The 15,850-nt window shown below is 73.6% G+C and carries 21 protein-coding genes; 13 read left to right on the forward strand and 8 right to left on the reverse strand.

The genetic code is table 11. The annotated features are described in order from the left end of the window. A complete protein-coding gene (locus CRP29_RS17965) occupies positions 1–1,650 on the forward strand; it encodes an AMP-binding protein (RefSeq protein ID WP_097196390.1) in 1,650 nt (549 codons plus the stop codon). A gap of 43 nt (positions 1,651–1,693) precedes the next feature. Next, complete coding sequence (locus CRP29_RS17970) at positions 1,694–2,854, forward strand: serine/threonine-protein kinase (RefSeq protein ID WP_097196391.1); 1,161 nt, start codon at positions 1,694–1,696, stop codon at positions 2,852–2,854. Positions 2,855–2,869: 15 nt separating this feature from the next. Here CRP29_RS17970 and CRP29_RS17975 read toward each other — a convergent pair whose 3' ends face one another. From CRP29_RS17975 to CRP29_RS17985, 3 genes are read right to left on the reverse strand one after another with little or no spacing between them, the layout of a single operon-like run. Then, entirely contained in the window at positions 2,870–3,457 is a 588-nt protein-coding gene (locus tag CRP29_RS17975; RefSeq protein WP_097196392.1) for a methyltransferase family protein, read from the reverse strand. Next, the gene (locus tag CRP29_RS17980; RefSeq protein ID WP_097196393.1) at positions 3,454–4,134 is read right to left on the reverse strand and encodes a cation diffusion facilitator family transporter; all 681 of its coding nucleotides are present in this window, start codon (positions 4,132–4,134) and stop codon (positions 3,454–3,456) included. Before CRP29_RS17980 ends, CRP29_RS17975 begins: the two co-directional genes overlap by 4 nt. Further along, positions 4,131–4,496, reverse strand: coding sequence for an ArsR/SmtB family transcription factor (locus tag CRP29_RS17985; RefSeq protein ID WP_097196394.1), 366 nt, complete (start codon positions 4,494–4,496; stop codon positions 4,131–4,133). The genes CRP29_RS17980 and CRP29_RS17985 overlap by 4 nt, the downstream gene beginning before the upstream one ends. A 121-nt stretch (positions 4,497–4,617) precedes the next feature. Here CRP29_RS17985 and CRP29_RS17990 point away from each other — a divergent pair, with 121 nt between their 5' ends. The 4 genes from CRP29_RS17990 to CRP29_RS18000 are packed head-to-tail and all read left to right on the forward strand — an operon-like array spanning position 4,618 to position 5,963. Next, positions 4,618–4,809 carry a helix-turn-helix transcriptional regulator gene (locus CRP29_RS17990; protein ID WP_091985309.1) on the forward strand — a complete coding sequence of 64 codons (192 nt, stop codon included), beginning with the start codon at positions 4,618–4,620 and terminating at the stop codon, positions 4,807–4,809. Beyond that, positions 4,799–5,227, forward strand: coding sequence for a hypothetical protein (locus CRP29_RS17995; RefSeq protein WP_097196395.1), 429 nt, complete (start codon positions 4,799–4,801; stop codon positions 5,225–5,227). The genes CRP29_RS17990 and CRP29_RS17995 overlap by 11 nt, the downstream gene beginning before the upstream one ends. Before the next feature lie 49 nt (positions 5,228–5,276). Continuing rightward, positions 5,277–5,411 (forward strand): hypothetical protein, encoded by a 135-nt coding sequence (locus tag CRP29_RS23630; RefSeq protein WP_255362359.1) that lies wholly within the window; start codon positions 5,277–5,279, stop codon positions 5,409–5,411. Positions 5,412–5,453: 42 nt separating this feature from the next. After that, entirely contained in the window at positions 5,454–5,963 is a 510-nt protein-coding gene (locus CRP29_RS18000) for a mycothiol transferase (RefSeq protein ID WP_097196396.1), read from the forward strand. On the opposite strand, the gene CRP29_RS18005 is transcribed toward CRP29_RS18000, so the two are convergent. Beyond that, a complete protein-coding gene (locus CRP29_RS18005; RefSeq protein WP_097196397.1) occupies positions 5,950–7,074 on the reverse strand; it encodes a glycerate kinase family protein in 1,125 nt (374 codons plus the stop codon). The genes CRP29_RS18000 and CRP29_RS18005 overlap by 14 nt on opposite strands. A gap of 27 nt (positions 7,075–7,101) precedes the next feature. On the opposite strand from CRP29_RS18005, the gene CRP29_RS18010 reads away from it, so the two are divergent. Further along, positions 7,102–8,301, forward strand: a complete 1,200-nt coding sequence (locus CRP29_RS18010) for an acyl-CoA dehydrogenase family protein (protein WP_097196398.1) — start codon at positions 7,102–7,104, stop codon at positions 8,299–8,301. 23 nt (positions 8,302–8,324) lie between these two features. Here the strand turns inward: CRP29_RS18010 and CRP29_RS18015 are convergent, their stop codons facing one another. Next, on the reverse strand, positions 8,325–8,585 hold the full coding sequence (locus CRP29_RS18015) for a hypothetical protein (RefSeq protein ID WP_097196399.1): 261 nt from the start codon (positions 8,583–8,585) through the stop codon (positions 8,325–8,327). 116 nt (positions 8,586–8,701) lie between these two features. On the opposite strand from CRP29_RS18015, the gene CRP29_RS18020 reads away from it, so the two are divergent. Both CRP29_RS18020 and CRP29_RS18025 read left to right on the forward strand, forming a co-directional pair. Beyond that, entirely contained in the window at positions 8,702–9,007 is a 306-nt protein-coding gene (locus CRP29_RS18020; protein ID WP_097196400.1) for a hypothetical protein, read from the forward strand. A gap of 4 nt (positions 9,008–9,011) precedes the next feature. Further along, positions 9,012–9,704 (forward strand): esterase/lipase family protein, encoded by a 693-nt coding sequence (locus tag CRP29_RS18025; RefSeq protein ID WP_097196401.1) that lies wholly within the window; start codon positions 9,012–9,014, stop codon positions 9,702–9,704. A gap of 28 nt (positions 9,705–9,732) precedes the next feature. On the opposite strand, the gene cobU is transcribed toward CRP29_RS18025, so the two are convergent. After that, the gene (gene cobU, locus CRP29_RS18030) at positions 9,733–10,278 is read right to left on the reverse strand and encodes a bifunctional adenosylcobinamide kinase/adenosylcobinamide-phosphate guanylyltransferase (RefSeq protein WP_217991651.1); all 546 of its coding nucleotides are present in this window, start codon (positions 10,276–10,278) and stop codon (positions 9,733–9,735) included. A gap of 98 nt (positions 10,279–10,376) precedes the next feature. Here cobU and CRP29_RS18035 point away from each other — a divergent pair, with 98 nt between their 5' ends. Further along, the gene (locus CRP29_RS18035) at positions 10,377–11,321 is read left to right on the forward strand and encodes a pirin family protein (protein ID WP_217991652.1); all 945 of its coding nucleotides are present in this window, start codon (positions 10,377–10,379) and stop codon (positions 11,319–11,321) included. 3 nt (positions 11,322–11,324) lie between these two features. On the opposite strand, the gene CRP29_RS18040 is transcribed toward CRP29_RS18035, so the two are convergent. Together CRP29_RS18040 and CRP29_RS18045 are read right to left on the reverse strand one after the other, a co-directional pair. Beyond that, positions 11,325–12,338 (reverse strand): TIGR03617 family F420-dependent LLM class oxidoreductase, encoded by a 1,014-nt coding sequence (locus CRP29_RS18040; RefSeq protein ID WP_097196403.1) that lies wholly within the window; start codon positions 12,336–12,338, stop codon positions 11,325–11,327. An 11-nt stretch (positions 12,339–12,349) separates the two neighbouring features. Further along, complete coding sequence (locus CRP29_RS18045; RefSeq protein ID WP_097196404.1) at positions 12,350–13,273, reverse strand: SDR family NAD(P)-dependent oxidoreductase; 924 nt, start codon at positions 13,271–13,273, stop codon at positions 12,350–12,352. Positions 13,274–13,509: 236 nt separating this feature from the next. Between CRP29_RS18045 and CRP29_RS18050 the strand changes: the two genes are divergently transcribed. From CRP29_RS18050 to CRP29_RS18060, 3 genes are read left to right on the forward strand one after another with little or no spacing between them, the layout of a single operon-like run. Beyond that, a complete protein-coding gene (locus CRP29_RS18050) occupies positions 13,510–13,914 on the forward strand; it encodes a Zn-ribbon domain-containing OB-fold protein (protein ID WP_097196405.1) in 405 nt (134 codons plus the stop codon). Next, complete coding sequence (locus CRP29_RS18055; protein WP_097196406.1) at positions 13,911–15,074, forward strand: thiolase C-terminal domain-containing protein; 1,164 nt, start codon at positions 13,911–13,913, stop codon at positions 15,072–15,074. Before CRP29_RS18050 ends, CRP29_RS18055 begins: the two co-directional genes overlap by 4 nt. Further along, on the forward strand, positions 15,071–15,703 hold the full coding sequence (locus tag CRP29_RS18060; RefSeq protein WP_097196407.1) for a TetR family transcriptional regulator: 633 nt from the start codon (positions 15,071–15,073) through the stop codon (positions 15,701–15,703). Before CRP29_RS18055 ends, CRP29_RS18060 begins: the two co-directional genes overlap by 4 nt. The last annotated feature ends 147 nt before the right edge of the window (positions 15,704–15,850 follow it).

Genomic DNA, 15,850 nt, shown 5'->3' on the forward strand with positions numbered 1-15,850 from the left:
GTGAGCGACTACGACGAGCGGCCCTGGCTGGCGCTCTACGGGGACCAGCCGGCCGACTACGACATCGAGTTCGACGACGCCCTGGACATGTTCCGCGCCGGGGTGGCGAAGGATCCCTCCGCGGTGGCGCTGGGGTACTTCGACGGGGTGATCACCCGGCAGGAGCTGGACGAGCTCAGCGACGGGCTCGCCGCCGGCCTGCTCGCGAACGGATTCGCACCGGGTGACCGGCTGGCGGTGTACCTGCAGAACGTGCCGCAGTTCGTCATCTCCATGGTGGCGGCCTGGAAGGCCGGCGGCGTCATGGTCTCGATCAATCCGATGAGCCGGGTGCGCGAGCTCTCCTACCTGCTCAAGGACTCCGGCGCGACGGTGCTGGTCTCCCTCGAGTCGCTGTACGGGGAGGTCGCCGAGGAGGTCGTCGGGGACACCGACGTGCGGCTGGTGCTCACGACCAGCGAGCTGGAGTTCCAGACGAGGGACGACGAGCGGCTGTTCGCGAGCACGACCAGGCAGCGGCACGAGGGGACGACGGACTTCTCCGCGTTCGTCGCCGAGCACCGCGGGACGACGCCACCGCCGGTCGATCTCGGCCCCGACGACGTCGCGTTCCTGACCTACACCTCGGGCACGACCGGCGTGCCCAAGGGCGCGATGAACACCCACCGGAACGTCGTCTTCACCGCGCAGGTCTACCGCGACTGGGTGCACGCCGGCCGGGACGGCGCCATCTTCGGCGTCGCCCCGCTGTTCCACATCACCGGGCTGATCGGGCACGTCGCGGTGAGCCTGCTGACCCCCGCGCCGCTGGTGCTCGCCTACCGCTTCGAGCCGCAGGTGGTGCTCGACGCCTTCGTCGAGCACCGGCCGGCCTTCACCATCGGTGCGATCACCGCGTTCAACGCGCTGCTCAACGCACCGGGGTTCACGAAGGACCACTTCGCCTCGTTCACCTCGATCTACTCCGGCGGCGCGGCCATCTCGCCGACGGCGGAGAGGGGGTTCCTGGAGGCCACGGGCAAACAGGTGCACAACGCGTACGGCCTGACCGAGACGACCTCCCCGATGACGGTCACGCCGTTCGGCTCGCCCTCGCCGGTCGATCCGACGTCGGGGGCGCTGTCGGTGGGCGTGCCGGCGCCGAACACGATCGTCCGCATCCAGGACGACGACGGCCGCGACCTGCCGCTGGGCGAGATCGGCGAGATCGTCGCCGACGGACCGCAGGTGGTCGCCGGCTACTGGGGCAAGCCCGAGGAGACGGCGGCGAACCTGCCGGGCGGGGCACTGAAGAGCGGGGACGTGGGCTTCATGAACCCCGACGGCTGGGTGTTCATCGTCGACCGCAAGAAGGACATGATCAACGCGTCGGGCTACAAGGTCTGGCCCCGCGAGGTCGAGGACGTCCTCGCCGAGCACCCCGGCGTCCGGGAGGCGGCGGTCGTCGGCGTCCCCGACGAGAAGCGCGGCGAGACCGTGAAGGCGTTCGTCAGCCTCAAGCCCGGCGCGACGGTCACCGAGGACGAGCTCATCGCGCACTGCAAGGAGCGGATGGCCGCCTACAAGTACCCGCGCAGCGTCGTCCTCGTCGACGAACTGCCCAAGACGGTGACCGGCAAGATCCTCCGCCGGGAGTTGCGCGACAGCTGACGCGGGGAGGGGTCCGGGCCGTCGGCCTGGGTAGCAAGCAGCCATGAGCGCCGACACCGGACCCCGGACCCTCGTCATCGGGGGGCGGTACTCGCTCGAGCACGTGCTCGGCCAGGGCGGCATGGGCACCGTCTGGCTGGCGACCGACCTCGTCCTCGAGCGCCAGGTGGCGGTCAAGGAGGTCACCTTCCCGCTGCACGTCACCGAGGAGGAGCGCGCCGTCCTCCGCGAGCGCACGATGCGGGAGGCGCGCGCCGCCGGGCAGCTGGAGCACCCGCACGTCACCACGGTCTACGACGTGGTGGAGGAGGGCGGCAAGCCGTGGCTGGTGATGAAGCACGTCGCCGCGCGCAGCCTGCAGGAGGTGATCGAGGCGCGCGGGCCGCTGCCGCCGGCCGACGTGGCGCTGATCGGGATGCACGTCCTGGACGCGCTGGAGGCGGCGCACGCCCTCGGCATCGTGCACCGCGACGTGAAGCCGGCCAACGTCCTCGTGGGCCCCGACGGCTCGGGCTGCCTCACCGACTTCGGCATCGCGACCACCACGGGCGACTCCAGCCTGACGACGCACGGCGCGCTGATCGGCTCGCCGTCCTACATGGCGCCGGAGCGCGCGCACGGCGAGGAGCCGCGTCCCCCCGTCGACCTCTGGTCGCTGGGCGCGACCCTCTACGCGGCGGTGGAGGGGCGCCCCCCGTTCGACGCCGGCGACTCGATGGCCACGCTGCTGAGCGTCGTGTCGGAGCACCCGGCCCCGATGCTCCGCGCCGGACCGCTCGAGCCGGTGCTGCGCGGCCTGCTCACGAAGGACCCGGCGCAGCGCACCACGGCGGCCGCCGCCCGGTCCCAGCTCGCGGCGGTCGCGGCCGGGCGCGCGCCGGCCCCCGCACCCGCCTCCTCGCCGCCACCGCCCCTGGCGCCGGGGCCGGTCCCGGGCAACGCGCCGGAGCGCATCGAGATCGCGGACCTCCGGGCGCTGGCGTCGGCGTCCCGCTCGCTGCTCGGCTCGGTCGCCCGCGACGCCCGCGACCAGGCGCGGCACCTGGCCGACGGCCGGCGCGAGCGGAAGGCAGCACCTCCCCCGGCCCGTCGCAGGCGTCGGTTCAAGCGCCGCTGGGTCGTGGTGCCGGTGGTGACGACCCTGCTCGTCCTGCTGCTCCTGGTCGCGGTCGCGGTGCTCGCCGTCGGCGCCGTCCTGGACTGACCTGCCTGGTCCCCCTCAGCCCAGGCCCGGCAGGAACCGGCCGGTGCCTGCGGAGTAGCCGTCGTACGCAGCCCCGTGGACGGACCGCAGGTACGGCTCCTCGACCGCCCGCACCTGCAGCTGGACGGCCACGACCAGCGCGACGAGCGCCAGGGCGCTGGGCCACGTCGGGACCATGAGGACGACGCCGAGCTGCGCGGCCACCATGGCGGTGAAGATCGGGTTGCGCACGTGTGCGAAGACGCCCGTCGTCACCAGCTCGGTGCGCTCGCCGGGATCGACCCCGATCCGCCACGAGGCACCCATGCCGGTCTGCGCCGCGAGCGTCGCGGCGAAGCCGGCCAGCGCCACGAGCAGCCCCGCGACCTGCACGCCGATCGGCGGCGAGGCCGGCACGACGCCGGCCACCGCGAGGAGCGGCCCGGCCAGGCCCAGCACGATCGCGGCGACGAACAGCACGCCGCCCCACCACCCCGCGTCGGCCGGGGTGCCGGAGATGCCGGAGAACCCGGACGAGCCGGTGCGCCGGTGCTGCACCCACGACCGGACCCCGAACAGGACGACCAGGGCCGCCAGGTACAGCACCAGCGCGACGACGGTCATCGACCGACTCCCTGGGCCGGCCCCGTGCAGCAGTCGTCGGTGCAGCCCGGGGCGGCTGGGCCGCACCCGCACCCCTCACCGCGCCAGGCCTCCCGCCCCTCCCGGACGGCGACGGCGGCGATGAGCAGCCCGGCGACCGGGTCCGCCCAGCTCCAGCCGAGCGCGGTGTTCAGCAGCAGCCCGGCCAGCAGCACCGCCGACAGGTAGGTGCACAGCAGCGTCTGGGTCGAGTCGGCCACGACCGCGCGGGAGCCCAGCGCGCGACCCGTCCGCCGCTGCGCCCAGGACAGGAAGGGCATGACGACCAGCGAGGCGACCGCCAGTCCGATGCCCACCGGCGAGGCGTCGGGGTCGGCGCCCGAGACGAGCGCGCGGACCGATTCCACCCCGACGTAGCCGGCGAGGGCGAAGAAGGACAGCGCCATGAGTCGCAGGGCCTGCCGCTCGCGGGCCTCGGGCAGCCGGTGCCGGAACTGCCACAGGATGATCAGCCCGCTGGACACCTCGACGACGGAGTCCAGGCCGAACCCGACCAGCGCGACGGAGCCGGCCGCGACGCCGGCGGCCACGGCCACGACCGCCTCGATCACGTTGTAGGTCACCGACGCCCCGGCCAGCAGCTGCGCCCGCCGTCCGAGCCGGAGCCGCTCCGCAGTCGCCAGGTCAGCGGCGGTCATCGGGTGGCCTCGCCGTACGTGGCGCACAGCGTGACCGCGTCCCCGGTGGCGGCCAGCAGTCGCTCCGCGGACGCGAGGACGTCCATCAGCACGGCCGCGTGCTGCAGCGACCACATCGACGCCCGGCCCTGCGGCCGCGACGACACCAGCCCGCAGTCGCGCAGGCAGGCCAGGTGCGCGGACACGGTGGACTGGGCCAGGCCGAGGTGGGCGGTGAGGTCGACGACCTTGTGCTCGCCGGACGCCAGGTGGCGGAGGATCGCCAGCCGGGCCGGATCACCGAGGCTGCGGAACATGCAGGCCGCAGCGGACATCGCCGACGCCTCGTCCACCGCTTGGTCGACCCGGGCATTCATCGTCATTCGGCGATGATAGCGGTACGGACGTTGCGTTCGTCCAGAACTCGGCGTCAAGCACGCTTGACACGAACATTGAGGTCAAGCACCCTTGTCATGTCAAGGTCGCTTGACCACCTGAGGAGCCATGGACAACGACGTCAAGGAACTGCGCGTGGCCGCCGGCCTGTCGCAGCGCGAGCTGGCGGAGGCCCTCTCGGTCTCGCGGCAGACCGTCAACTCCATCGAGACCGGCCGCTACGACCCGTCCCTGCCGCTGGCCATCGCCATCGCCCGGCACTTCGCCCGCACCGTCGAGGAGATCTTCCATGTCGACTGACCGCTTCACCGGCAAGCAGATCGCCACGTTCCTGCTGGTCTTCGGCACCACCCTCGCCGTGGTGCTGACCGTCGGGCTGCTGCTCCGGGAGCACGGTCCGGGCAACATGGGGAACGGCCTCCTGCAGGGCGCTGCGTTCGGCCTGGTCGTCGCCGCCGTCATGCTCTGGCGGGTGTCCCGGCGCCCCGACCGCGTCACCACCTTCGAGCGCGCCTGGACCCAGACCGGTGACGAGCGGGACGACGCAGTCCTGACCCGCTCCCTCGCCGTGCTAGGCCTGGCAGCCTTCCCGCTCACCGCCGTCGCCGCGATCGCCATCGCCTTCGGCGCCTCGGTGGAGATGTGCCTGGCCCTGCTGCTCTTCGCCGAGATCGGCGTCGGCGCACTGGCCTTCGCGGTGATCAGCCGCCGGAGTTGAGGAGGGAGTTCGCCGTGCTGACCTCGGCGTCCTGGGCGAGGCTGTGCTCATGACGACTCCCGAGCCCCAGCCCCGCGACATCGCCCTCGAGCAGGAGACCCCCGAGCAGGCCGCCGACCTCGAGGCGCAGAGCGAGCCCGAGGGCACCTCCGACGAGGCCGTCGGCGGCGCCCACCCCTCCTGACCCGCGGGTGAGGACGGCGCCTGCGCGGGTAGGGCCAGCCCCATGCGCAGCGCCGATCTCCTCCGGTACGCCTTCGACCAGGTCCACGACACCCTGCATGCCGCCCTCGACGGGCTGGGCGCCGACGACCTGACCCACCGCCCCTCCCCCGATGCGAATCCGATCGGCTGGCTCGCCTGGCACCTGCTCCGCGTCCAGGACGACCACGTCGCCGACGTGGCCGGCCGGGACCAGGTGTGGACGGCGGACGGCTGGGCCGACCGGTTCGGCCTGCCGTTCCCTCCCTCCGCGACGGGTTACGGCTTCGACGCCGAGCAGGTCGCCGCGGTCCGGGTGCCCTCGGTCGACCTCCTGCGCGACTACGCCGACGCCCTCCACGCGCGGACGGCGGAGTTCCTCGGCGGGCTCTCCGACGACGACCTCGACCGCGTCGTCGACGACTCCTACGACCCGCCGGTCACCCTCGGCGTCCGGCTGGTGAGCGTGCTCTCCGACGACCTGCAGCACGTCGGGCAGGCGGCCTACGTGCGGGGGCTGCTCACGCGCTCGTGACGCCGGGGAGCACCCGCGCCACCAGTTCGGTCAGCAGCCGCTCGGGTTCGGCGAGGCAGCGGGCCACGTCCGGCTCCACCTCGGTGAGCGCGTGCGCCGAGGTGAACCCGGCGGCGGCCAGCTCCTCGGCGCCGAGCGCGACCCGGCCGGCGACGGCGAGGCACGGCACACCGGCCTCCCGAGCCCGCCGCGCGACCTCGGCCGGCGCCTTGCCGTGGAGCGTCTGCGCGTCCAGCGACCCTTCGCCGGTGACCACGAGCGCCGCCCCGGCCAGCGCGTCGGGGAGCCTGACCAGGTCGCACACCAGGCCGGCGCCGGAGACCAGCCGGGCACCGAGGGCCAGCGCACCCGCCGCCGTCCCACCGGCTCCCCCGGCCCCCGGCGCCGCGCCGACGTCCGCGCCCAGATCCCGGGCGAGGACGGCGGCGTAGCGGCTGAGCGCCGCATCCAGGACACGCACCTCGTCGGCCGACGCGCCCTTCTGCGGGCCGAACACGTGCGCCGCCCCGCTCGGACCGGTCAGCGGGTTGTCGACGTCGGACGCGACGACGAACTCCACCCCCGCCAGCCGCGGGTCCGAGGCCGCCGGGTCGATCCGGTCGAGCTCCGCGAGGCCCGCTCCCCCGGGCGGCACCTCCACCCCCCGCGCGTCGAGCAGCCGGAGACCGAGCGCCTGGAGCATCCCCGCACCACCGTCGGTGGTCGCGCTCCCACCGATCCCGAGCACGATCCGCTGCGCGCCGAGGTCCAGCGCGTGCCGCACCAGCTCGCCCACGCCGCGGGTGGTGGCGGTCAGCGGCGCCGGCCGGTCGAGCAGCCCGAGCCCCGCGGCCGTGGCGAGCTCGAGCACCGCCGTCGTCCCGAGGAGCGCGAGCACCGCCTCCACCGGGCGCCCGTCGGGGCCGGTCACCCGCGCCTCCCGTGCGGCGTAACCCGCCCGCAGCGCCGCGGCCACGGTGCCCTCTCCCCCGTCGGCGACGGGGCGCAGCACGGGCTCGGCACCCGGCGCCGCCCGCGCGATGCCGGCGGCGATCGCCTGCGCCGCGCGGTCGGCGGACAGGCTGCCCTTGAAGGAGTCGGGTGCCACGACGATCCGCACGACGAGCAGCATGCCCGCAGTCGTCGTAGCGTCCGGCAGATGACCGCCGTGAGCCCTGACTTCTACCTGCTGGACGAGCTCCTCGACCCCGCGGACATCGCCATCCGCGACCGGGTTCGCGCCTTCTGCGTGCAGAAGATCGAGCCGACGATCAACGACTACTGGGACCGCGCCGAGTTCCCCTTCGAGATCGTGCCGAAGCTGGCCGGGCTCGGCGTGGTCGGCGGCACCATCGAGGGCTACGGCTGCCCGGGCATGAGCAACGTCGCCGCCGGCCTGGTCGCCGCCGAGTTCGCCCGCTCCGACGGCAGCATCGGCACGTTCAACGGCGTGCACAGCTTCCTGGCGATGCAGTCGATCGCGGTGCTCGGCTCGGAGGAGCAGCGGCAGCGCTGGCTGCCGGAGATGGCCCGGCTGGAGAAGGTCGGCGCCTTCGGCCTCACCGAGCCCGAGCACGGCTCCGACGCCGTCGGCCTGGAGGCCTCCGCCCGCCGGGACGGCGACTCCTACGTGCTGAACGGCCGGAAGAAGTGGATCGGCAACGGCTCGATCGCCGACTACGTGATCATCTGGGCCCGCGGGGAGGACGGCGCGGTCGGCGGTTACGTCGTCGAGACGGGCGGGAGGGACGGCGAGCTGCCCGGCTACGAGGCGACCGTCATGACCGGCAAGACGGCGCTGCGCGCGGTGTGGCAGGCCGAGATCACGCTGACCGACGTCCGCGTGCCGGTGGAGAACAAGCTGGCCGAGTGCCACTCGTTCAAGGACGTCTCCCGGATGCTCGACCGCACGCGGTACACCGTCGCCTGGCGGGCGCTCGGGCTGGCGATGGCCTCCTACGAGCTGGCACTGGCGCACGCGCTGAAGCGGGAGCAGTTCGGCCAGCCCATCGCCGGCTTCCAGCTCGTGCAGGACAAGCTGGCCCGGATGCTGGCCGAGATCACCTCGATGCAGCTGATGTGCTGGCGGCTGTCGACGCTCGCCGACGCCGGCCGGATGACGGCGGCGATGGCCTCGCTGGCCAAGATGAACCACGCGGCCAAGGCGCGGGCGATCGTCGCGGACGCCCGCGACATCCTCGGCGGCGACGGCATCCTGCTCGAGCACCACGTCGCCCGGCACCACGCCGACATGGAGGCGATCTTCACGTTCGAGGGCACCGACTCGGTGCAGGCGCTGATCATCGGCCGGGAGATCACCGGCATCTCGGCGATCAGCGGGCGCCGGCCGGAGCGCTGAGGGCAGGGCCTCAGCGGCGGGACTCAACGGGCGGGGGTGAGCGCCTTCCCGACGGAGGTGACCTCCTGGCAGGTCGGGCAGGCGGTGCGGCCCGCGCCGACGCGGTCCCACTTCTGCGAGCCCCAGATCTGGACGATCGCGCCGCAGACGGCGAGTTCGATCTCACCGTCCAGCTCGGAGGGCAGGCGGTGCGCCTCGACGGCGTGCCAGGGATGCGAGTGATGGGCCGGCTCGCCCCGGGACCAGCGGTCCGGGCGGGCGAACCCTACGGCGTACGTGTCCACGAAAGGTTGTGTGCCCTGGAACACAGCTCGATAACCCCGCCCGATCGGACGAAAGCGGCGCCCGGTGGCGCCACCGGGTTACCGTCGAACGGCCGACGAGCATGGGGAGTGGGCGCATGGAACCGGTCAGCCTCCTGGTGGGTGCCGCCCTGCTCGCGTCCGGCTTCCTCGCCGGCCGGCTCGGTCGGCGCAGGCCACCGCCGCCCCCGCCGGTCACCCCGGTGTGCGGCTGCGGGCACCCGCTGAGCCAGCACGACCGCGACACCTCGACCTGCTACGCCGAGCTCAAGCGGGACACCTACGACAAGCGCGGCCGCTGGTCCGGGCACAGCTGGGTGCCCTGCACCTGCCGGCAGTACGTGGGCCCCCGGCCGATCGACGAGGTCTTCGCGCCCCGCCTGCTCCCGCCGACGGCCGACTGACGGCGTGACGCGACCCGCCTGGCGCCGTCCGAGGGGCCTGCTCTCCGCCACCGAGCCCGTCCGCGCACTGGCCAGCGCCGGCGCCTTCGCCGCCGGACTCCCCCTGCTGCAGCTGGCCCCCCGCGGCGAGCCGCACCCCGTCCTCGTCCTGCCCGGTCTGATGGCCTCGGACGTCTCGACCCGCGTGCTGCGGACCTGGCTCCGGCGGCTCGGCTACCCGGTCGTGGGGTGGGAGCTGGGCCGCAACCGGGGCCCGACGCAGGAGATCCGCGACGCGCTGCCCCGGCTGCTCGACCGGCTGGCCGCCGAGCACGGGACGGCGGTGAGCATCGTCGGGCAGAGCCTCGGCGGGATCTTCGCCCGGAGCCTGGCCCGGCGGGCGCCGCGCCAGGTGCGACAGGTGATCTCGCTGGGCTCGCCGTTCGGCTCCCGGGACTCCCTGGCCTCGCCCCTGCTGATCCCGAGCACCGCCGTCTACTCGCGGTGGGACGGCGTCGTGGAGTGGCGGGCGTGCCGCCAGCAGGTGGGGCCGCGCAGCGAGAACGTCGCGGTGCACGCCAGCCATCTGGGCATGGGGCACGACCCGGCGGTGCTGTGGGTGATCGCCGACCGGCTGGCCCAGCCGCGGCACGAGTGGCAGCCCTTCCGCCCGCCCACCCGGTTCGGGCTCGGGGTGCTGTTCCCCGGCGAGGACTGAGCCTCAGCCACGGGGGCGAGCCGGCTGTTCAGCGCAGCCGTTGCGGCAGCCCGGCGGTCACCAGCCACACCCGCTGGGAGCCGGCGGCGATCCGGGCGTTGAGGACGCCGAGCTCGTCACGGAACCGCCGCCCCGAGGGGGTGGCGGGGACGATGCCGCTGCCAACCTCGTTGCTGACCGCGACCACCCGCCGGCGGGTGCCTGCCCAGGCGGCCAGCAGGTCGTCGACGGCGGCCGCCAGCCGGCCGTCGGCGCCGGGCTGCTCGGACCAGACGCCGCACTCGTCCATCGTCCCGGCCAACCAGGTGGTCAGGCAGTCCACGAGGACCGGTGGGCCGGGTTCTCCCAGGACCGACGCCAGGTCCAGCGTCTCGACCGTCCGCCAGGACGCCGGGCGACGGGCCCGGTGCAGCGCGATCCGGTCGGCCCACTCGGGATCGTCGGGGCCGGCCGGCGTGCCGCAGGCCACGTAGTCGACCGCCCGCTCCCGGGTCAGCAGACCCTCGGCGTAGGAGGACTTGCCCGAGCGGGCGCCCCCGAGGACGAACACGCGACGGGGACGGCGGAGCGGCACGGGGGAAGTCTGCCGCACCGGCAGCGGGCCCCCGTCGGTCGCGGGATACGAGTCGCTCCGGTCCCCTCCCGCGCCCCGTCTGTGTCAGGCTGCTGCGCGTGAGCGACGTGCAGGTGGTCACGAGTCGAGATGTGCCGCTGGGCGGACCGCGGGCGATGACGGTGCGCCGCACCCTGCCGCAGCGCGCCCGGTCCCTGATCGGAGCCTGGTGCTTCGCCGACCACTACGGGCCGGACGACGTCACGCGGACCGGTGGCATGGACGTGCCGCCGCACCCGCACACCGGCCTGCAGACGGTCAGCTGGTTGTTCAGCGGAGAGATCGAGCACCGCGACACCACCGGGGCGCACGCGATGGTGCGGCCCGGCGAGCTGAACCTGATGACGGGCGGGTCGGGGGTGGCCCACTCGGAGGTGTCCACGCCGGACTCGGGCGTCCTGCACGGCGTCCAGCTGTGGACCGCGCTGCCCGAGTCGGCGCGGCACGCCCCGCGGGCGTTCGTCCACCACGTCCCCGATGTGCTGCGGCTCGACGGCGCCGTCGTCAGGGTGCTGCTCGGAACGCTGTGCGGGTCGACGTCCCCGGTGCCCACCCACACCCCGCTGCTCGGCGCGGAGGTGGTGCTCGAGCCGTGCGCGGAGGTCGTCCTGGACGTCTCCCCCGAGTTCGAGCACGGCGTGCTCGTCGACGAGGGTCCGGTCGTGTTCGGCGACGCCGAGCTGGCCCGCGCGGAGCTCGGCTACCTCGCCCCCGGCGCCCGGCAGATCACGCTGACCAACCCCGGCGACCGGCCGGCGCGGCTGATGCTGCTGGGCGGGGAGCCGTTCGGCGAGCCCGTGGTGATGTGGTGGAACTTCGTCGGCCGCACCCACGAGGAGATCGCCGGCTACCGCGAGGAGTGGGAGGCGGGATCCGAGCGGTTCGGCCGGGTGGAGGGCTACCGCGGCCCGGTGCAGCGGCTGCCCGCACCGCCGCTGCCGAACGCCCGGCTCAAGGCGCGGATGGCCCCGCCCAGCTCCGGTGACCCCAGCGCCTGGGGCTGAGGCTCAGGACAGCCGGCGCCGGAACCCGTCGATGTCGTCCCGGGTGGTGCCGACCGGCGGTGTGACGTGCACCTGGTCGATCTCCCCGCCGTAGCGCCGGACCAGCTCGTCGGCGACCTCCGGCGGAGTCCCGACGACGGCGAACGCACCGAGCACCTCATCGTCGACCAGGTCGCCCATCCGCGCCCAGCGCTCGGGATCCTTGGTGACCGAGAGCCGGTGCAGCTGCTCGTGCAGGTCGTCCAGCCCCCGCCGGCGCAGGACGTCGCCGTACGCGGGGGTCGAGCCGTAGAAGGCGATCTGCCGCCGCAGGGCGAGCACCTCGTCGTCGGAGGGCCCGCCGTCGCCGGTCAGCAGGACGAAGCCCGGGCAGTGCACGACGACGCTGGAGCGCTCCCGCCCGGAGCGCTCCAGCCCCTCCTGCAGCGCGGGCAGCGTGACCTCCCGGAAGAACTCCGGAGTGCTGAAGGCGTGCGGGATCAGCCCGTCGGCCAGCTCACCGGCGAGCCGGGTCATGACCGGGCCGACCGCGGCGAGGTGGACCTCCGGGGCGGTCGGCATCCGCCCCGGCCGGAACATGTCGGTCATCAGGGTGTGGTTGTAGTGCTCGCTGCGGAAGTCGAGCAGGACGCCGTCGTTCCAGTCGGCCCAGATCGCGTGCAGCGCCTGGATGTAGTCGCGCATCTGGGCCGCCGGCCGGCTGCTCCACGGCATGTCGAACCGCCGGGTGATGTGCGGCTTGATCTGGGTGCCGAGGCCGAGCACGAACCGCCCTCCGCACACCTGGTGCAGGTAGTGCGCCGCGTTGGCCGTGACCATCGGGCTGCGTGCGAACGCGACGGCGATGTGCGTCTCGAGCCGCATCTCCCCCGAGGTCGCCGCGCCGAGCGCGAGCGGGAGGAAGGGGTCGTACGCGACCTCCGAGGTGGAGAGCGCGTCCAGTCCCAGGTCTCGCGCCCACGCCGCCTCGGTGGCGACGTCGGACGCCTGGCCGCGGAGCCCGTAGCCGATGCGCATCGCTTCCCCTCCTACTTCGGGATCTGACCCATGAAGATCGACGGGTGGAGCCCGTCGGCCAGCGGGCGGAACTCGCTCTCCACCTGCTTCGCCAGGTCCTCGAGGTCCCACGGCCCGTCGGAGCTGATGGAGGCACGCACCTCGGGGTTGTTCCACAGCGTGACGCCGTACCCGGCCGCGCCGAGGGTCCGCCCCGACAGCCAGTCCGAGGCCTCGCTGGCCAGGTAGGTGACGATCGGCGCGATGTTGTCCGGCGACCGCGAGTCGTCCGCGGCCGGGCGGTCGCCGCCGAGCTTCTTGTCCTGCGGGATCGTGGCGGTGAGCCGCGTCGCCGCACCGGGGGCGATGGCGTTGGCGGTGACGCCGTAGCGCCCGAGCGCGTTGGCGACCGAGGCGGTCAGGCCGATGATGCCCATCTTCGCGGCCGCGTAGTTCGGCTGGCCGGGCGAACCCTGGAGCGCGGAGTCCGAGGTGAAGTTGATGATCCGGAAGTGGCCGTCCGGGTTGCGCTGCTCGCGCCAGTAGGCGGCGGCAGGCTTGATCGTGCTGAAGTGGCCGCGCAGGTGGACGCGGATGACGGCGTCCCAGTCCTCGTCGTCCAAGTTGAAGATCATCTTGTCGCGCAGGATGCCCGCGACGTTGACGACGACGTCGAGCTTCCCGTAGGTGCTCACCGCCAGGTCGACCAGCCGCTTGCCGGTGGCGGTGTCGGCGATGTCGCCGCCGTCGCTGACCGCCTCGCCCCCGGCCCGGGTGATCTCGTCGGCGATCTCGCGGGCCGGGCCCTCGTCGCCGCCGGTGCCGTCCGGGTTGGCACCCAGGTCGTTGAGCACGAGCTTGGCGCCCTGCTCGGCGAAGAGCCGGCTGACGGAGGCGCCGATGCCACGACCGGCTCCGGTGACGATGACGACCCGGCCGTCGAGTGTGCCGCTCATGGAGTGCCTCTCGTGGGGAGGAAAGGCCACCGCGGAAGAGGCGATCGCCCGGGCCGCTCGCTGGCGGCGCCTACGAGAACACGTTCTACTACCCCGCGGACGAGAACCGCAAGGGTGCGGCGGGCACCTTGACAAGCTGCCGCGGCGCGACTGACGCTTGACCTAGAACCTGTTCTGGTTGTGCGGTGCGTCACCCCGGCGCACCGTCGCGCAGCCAATCCGCGGAAGGACGGCCGATGCCCGGTCCGACACCAGTTCCCACGCCCGAGACGGCGCCGTACTGGGAGGGAGCGGCGGCCGGGGAGCTGCGCATCCAGCAGTGCACGAGCTGCACCGAGTACTACTTCTACCCGCGCCCGTTCTGCCCCCGCTGCGGTTCCGGCGCCGTGGAGTGGCGGGTCACCAGCGGCCGGGCGACGTTGATCTCCTACGTGATCAACCACCGGACCTTCCCGCCCTCCGATGCCCCCCTGGTCATCGCTCTCGTCCAGCTCGACGAGGGGCCGCACATGATGACCAACGTCGTCGGGGTCGAGCCGCTGCCCGAGAACCTGCCCCTGGACCTGCCGCTCCGGGTGACCTTCGAGCAGCGCGGCGAGTACGCGATCCCCGTGTTCACCCCGGCGGAGGCAGCCCGATGAGCACCACGTCCATGCACGGTGGCGGGATCGCGATCGTCGGCGCGTCCGAGACCACGGAGATCGGCAGCCTGCCCGGCATCTCCACCCTCGACCTGCACGCGCAGGCGGCGCGCAACGCCCTCGCGGACGCCGGGCTCACCGTCCAGGACGTCGACGGCATCGCGACGGCAGGCCCGTTCGCGCACGAGGTCTCCCACCACCTCGGCATCACCCCGCGCTGGCTCGACGGCACGATGGTCGGTGGCTGCAGCTTCATGCTGCACGTGCGCCACGCCGCGGCCGCGATCGCCGCGGGAGCCGCCGACGTCGTCCTCGTGACGCACGGCGAGTCCGGCCGGTCGCGCGTCGGCGTCGGCGGCCGGGGACCCAACCCGGCGTCGCCGCAGGGCCAGTTCGAGGCCGTCTACGGCGCGAACACCCCCTACTCCACCTTCACCGTGCCCGCGCTGCGCTTCCTGCACGAGCGGGGCCTCGAGCGCGAGGCGCTGGCGCAGGTCGTCGTCGCGCAGCGCGCCTGGGCGATCGACAACCCGCGGGCGTCCCGCCGGACGCCGACCACGGTCGAGGCGGTCCTCGACCAACCGCCCATCGCCTGGCCGTTCTCCAAGGACATGTGCTGCGTGGTCACCGACGGCGGTGGCGCGCTCGTGCTCATGAGCAGCGAGCGGGCGGCCGACCTGCCGTCGGCCGACCGCGCCGTCTACCTGCTGGGTTCCGGCGAGTCGGCCGAGGCGCCGATGGTCTCCCAGATGGCCGATCCCGGGTCGTTCCGCGCCTTCCGCCTGGCGTCGGCCGAGGCCCTGGCGACCGCCGGGATCACGCACGCCGACGTCGACCACCTGATGGCCTACGACGCCTTCGCGCACCTCCCGCTCTACATGCTGGAGGACCTCGGCTTCGTCGGCCGCGGCGAGTCGCGCGACTTCATCGCCGAGGGGAACACCGGCAAGGGCGGCGTCCTCCCGATGAACACCAACGGCGGCGGGCTCTCGTACACGCACACGGGCATGTACGGCATGTTCGCGATCCAGGAGGCCGTGCGGCAGCTGCGCGGCGAGGCGGTCGTGCAGGTGCCCGGGATCCGGACCAGCTTCGTGCAGGGCGTCGGCATGTTCTTCGCCGCCGCCGGCAGCCTCGTGCTGGGCAACCGACGGCCGTGAGCAGCGCAGTGGAGGACGACGACGTCCTGCCGGAGGAGCGGCTGTCCGGCCGCACGTCGGAGGCCCAGGCCGCACGGGTGGAGCGCATCATCCGCGCCGCGATCGAGCTCGCCGGGCAGGGCGGGTACGAGGCCGTCCAGATGCGCGAGGTGGCCCGGATCGCCCAGGTCGCCCTGGCCACGCTCTACCGCTACTACCCGTCGAAGAACCAGCTCCTGCTCGCCGCCGTCCGGTACGAGATCGCCAAGCTCGACCAGGACGTCACGACGCGCCGTCCCCGCGGGGCCACCCCCGAGGTGCGCGCCGGCGAGGTGTTCGCCCGGGCGTTCCAGGCCATGCGCAACGACCCCGGCTACGCGCACGCTGCGCTCTCGGTCCGCCAGTCGCCGGTCGCCTTCGGGGCGCACGGGAAGAGCCGGCCGCGCGGCGACCACGACACCACCTTCGTCCGGATCGCCGCCGCGGCCGCGTGGGGCAGCGATCACGAGGTCACGGCCGAGCAGGACCTGGCGCTGCAGATGGTCGAGTCGCTCTGGATCGGCTGCACGATCGACTGGCTCAACGGCCGGCTGACCGCCGAGGCCGCCGACCAGCGGATCCGCTTCGCGGCACGGAAGCTGCTCACCTGACCTCCCGGCCGCCGTTGCTTGACAGCCGTCCGATCCCGATACGACGATGGCCGGGCCGCGTAGGTAGAACGTGTTCTCACCCGGCTCCGTCTCCACCGCCACACCTCGGCACCGACCTCCGTGATCCCCGGGACCGTGCCGCCACCC

This window comes from Blastococcus aggregatus (genome assembly GCF_900221005.1).
Classification (GTDB): domain Bacteria; phylum Actinomycetota; class Actinomycetes; order Mycobacteriales; family Geodermatophilaceae; genus Blastococcus; species Blastococcus aggregatus.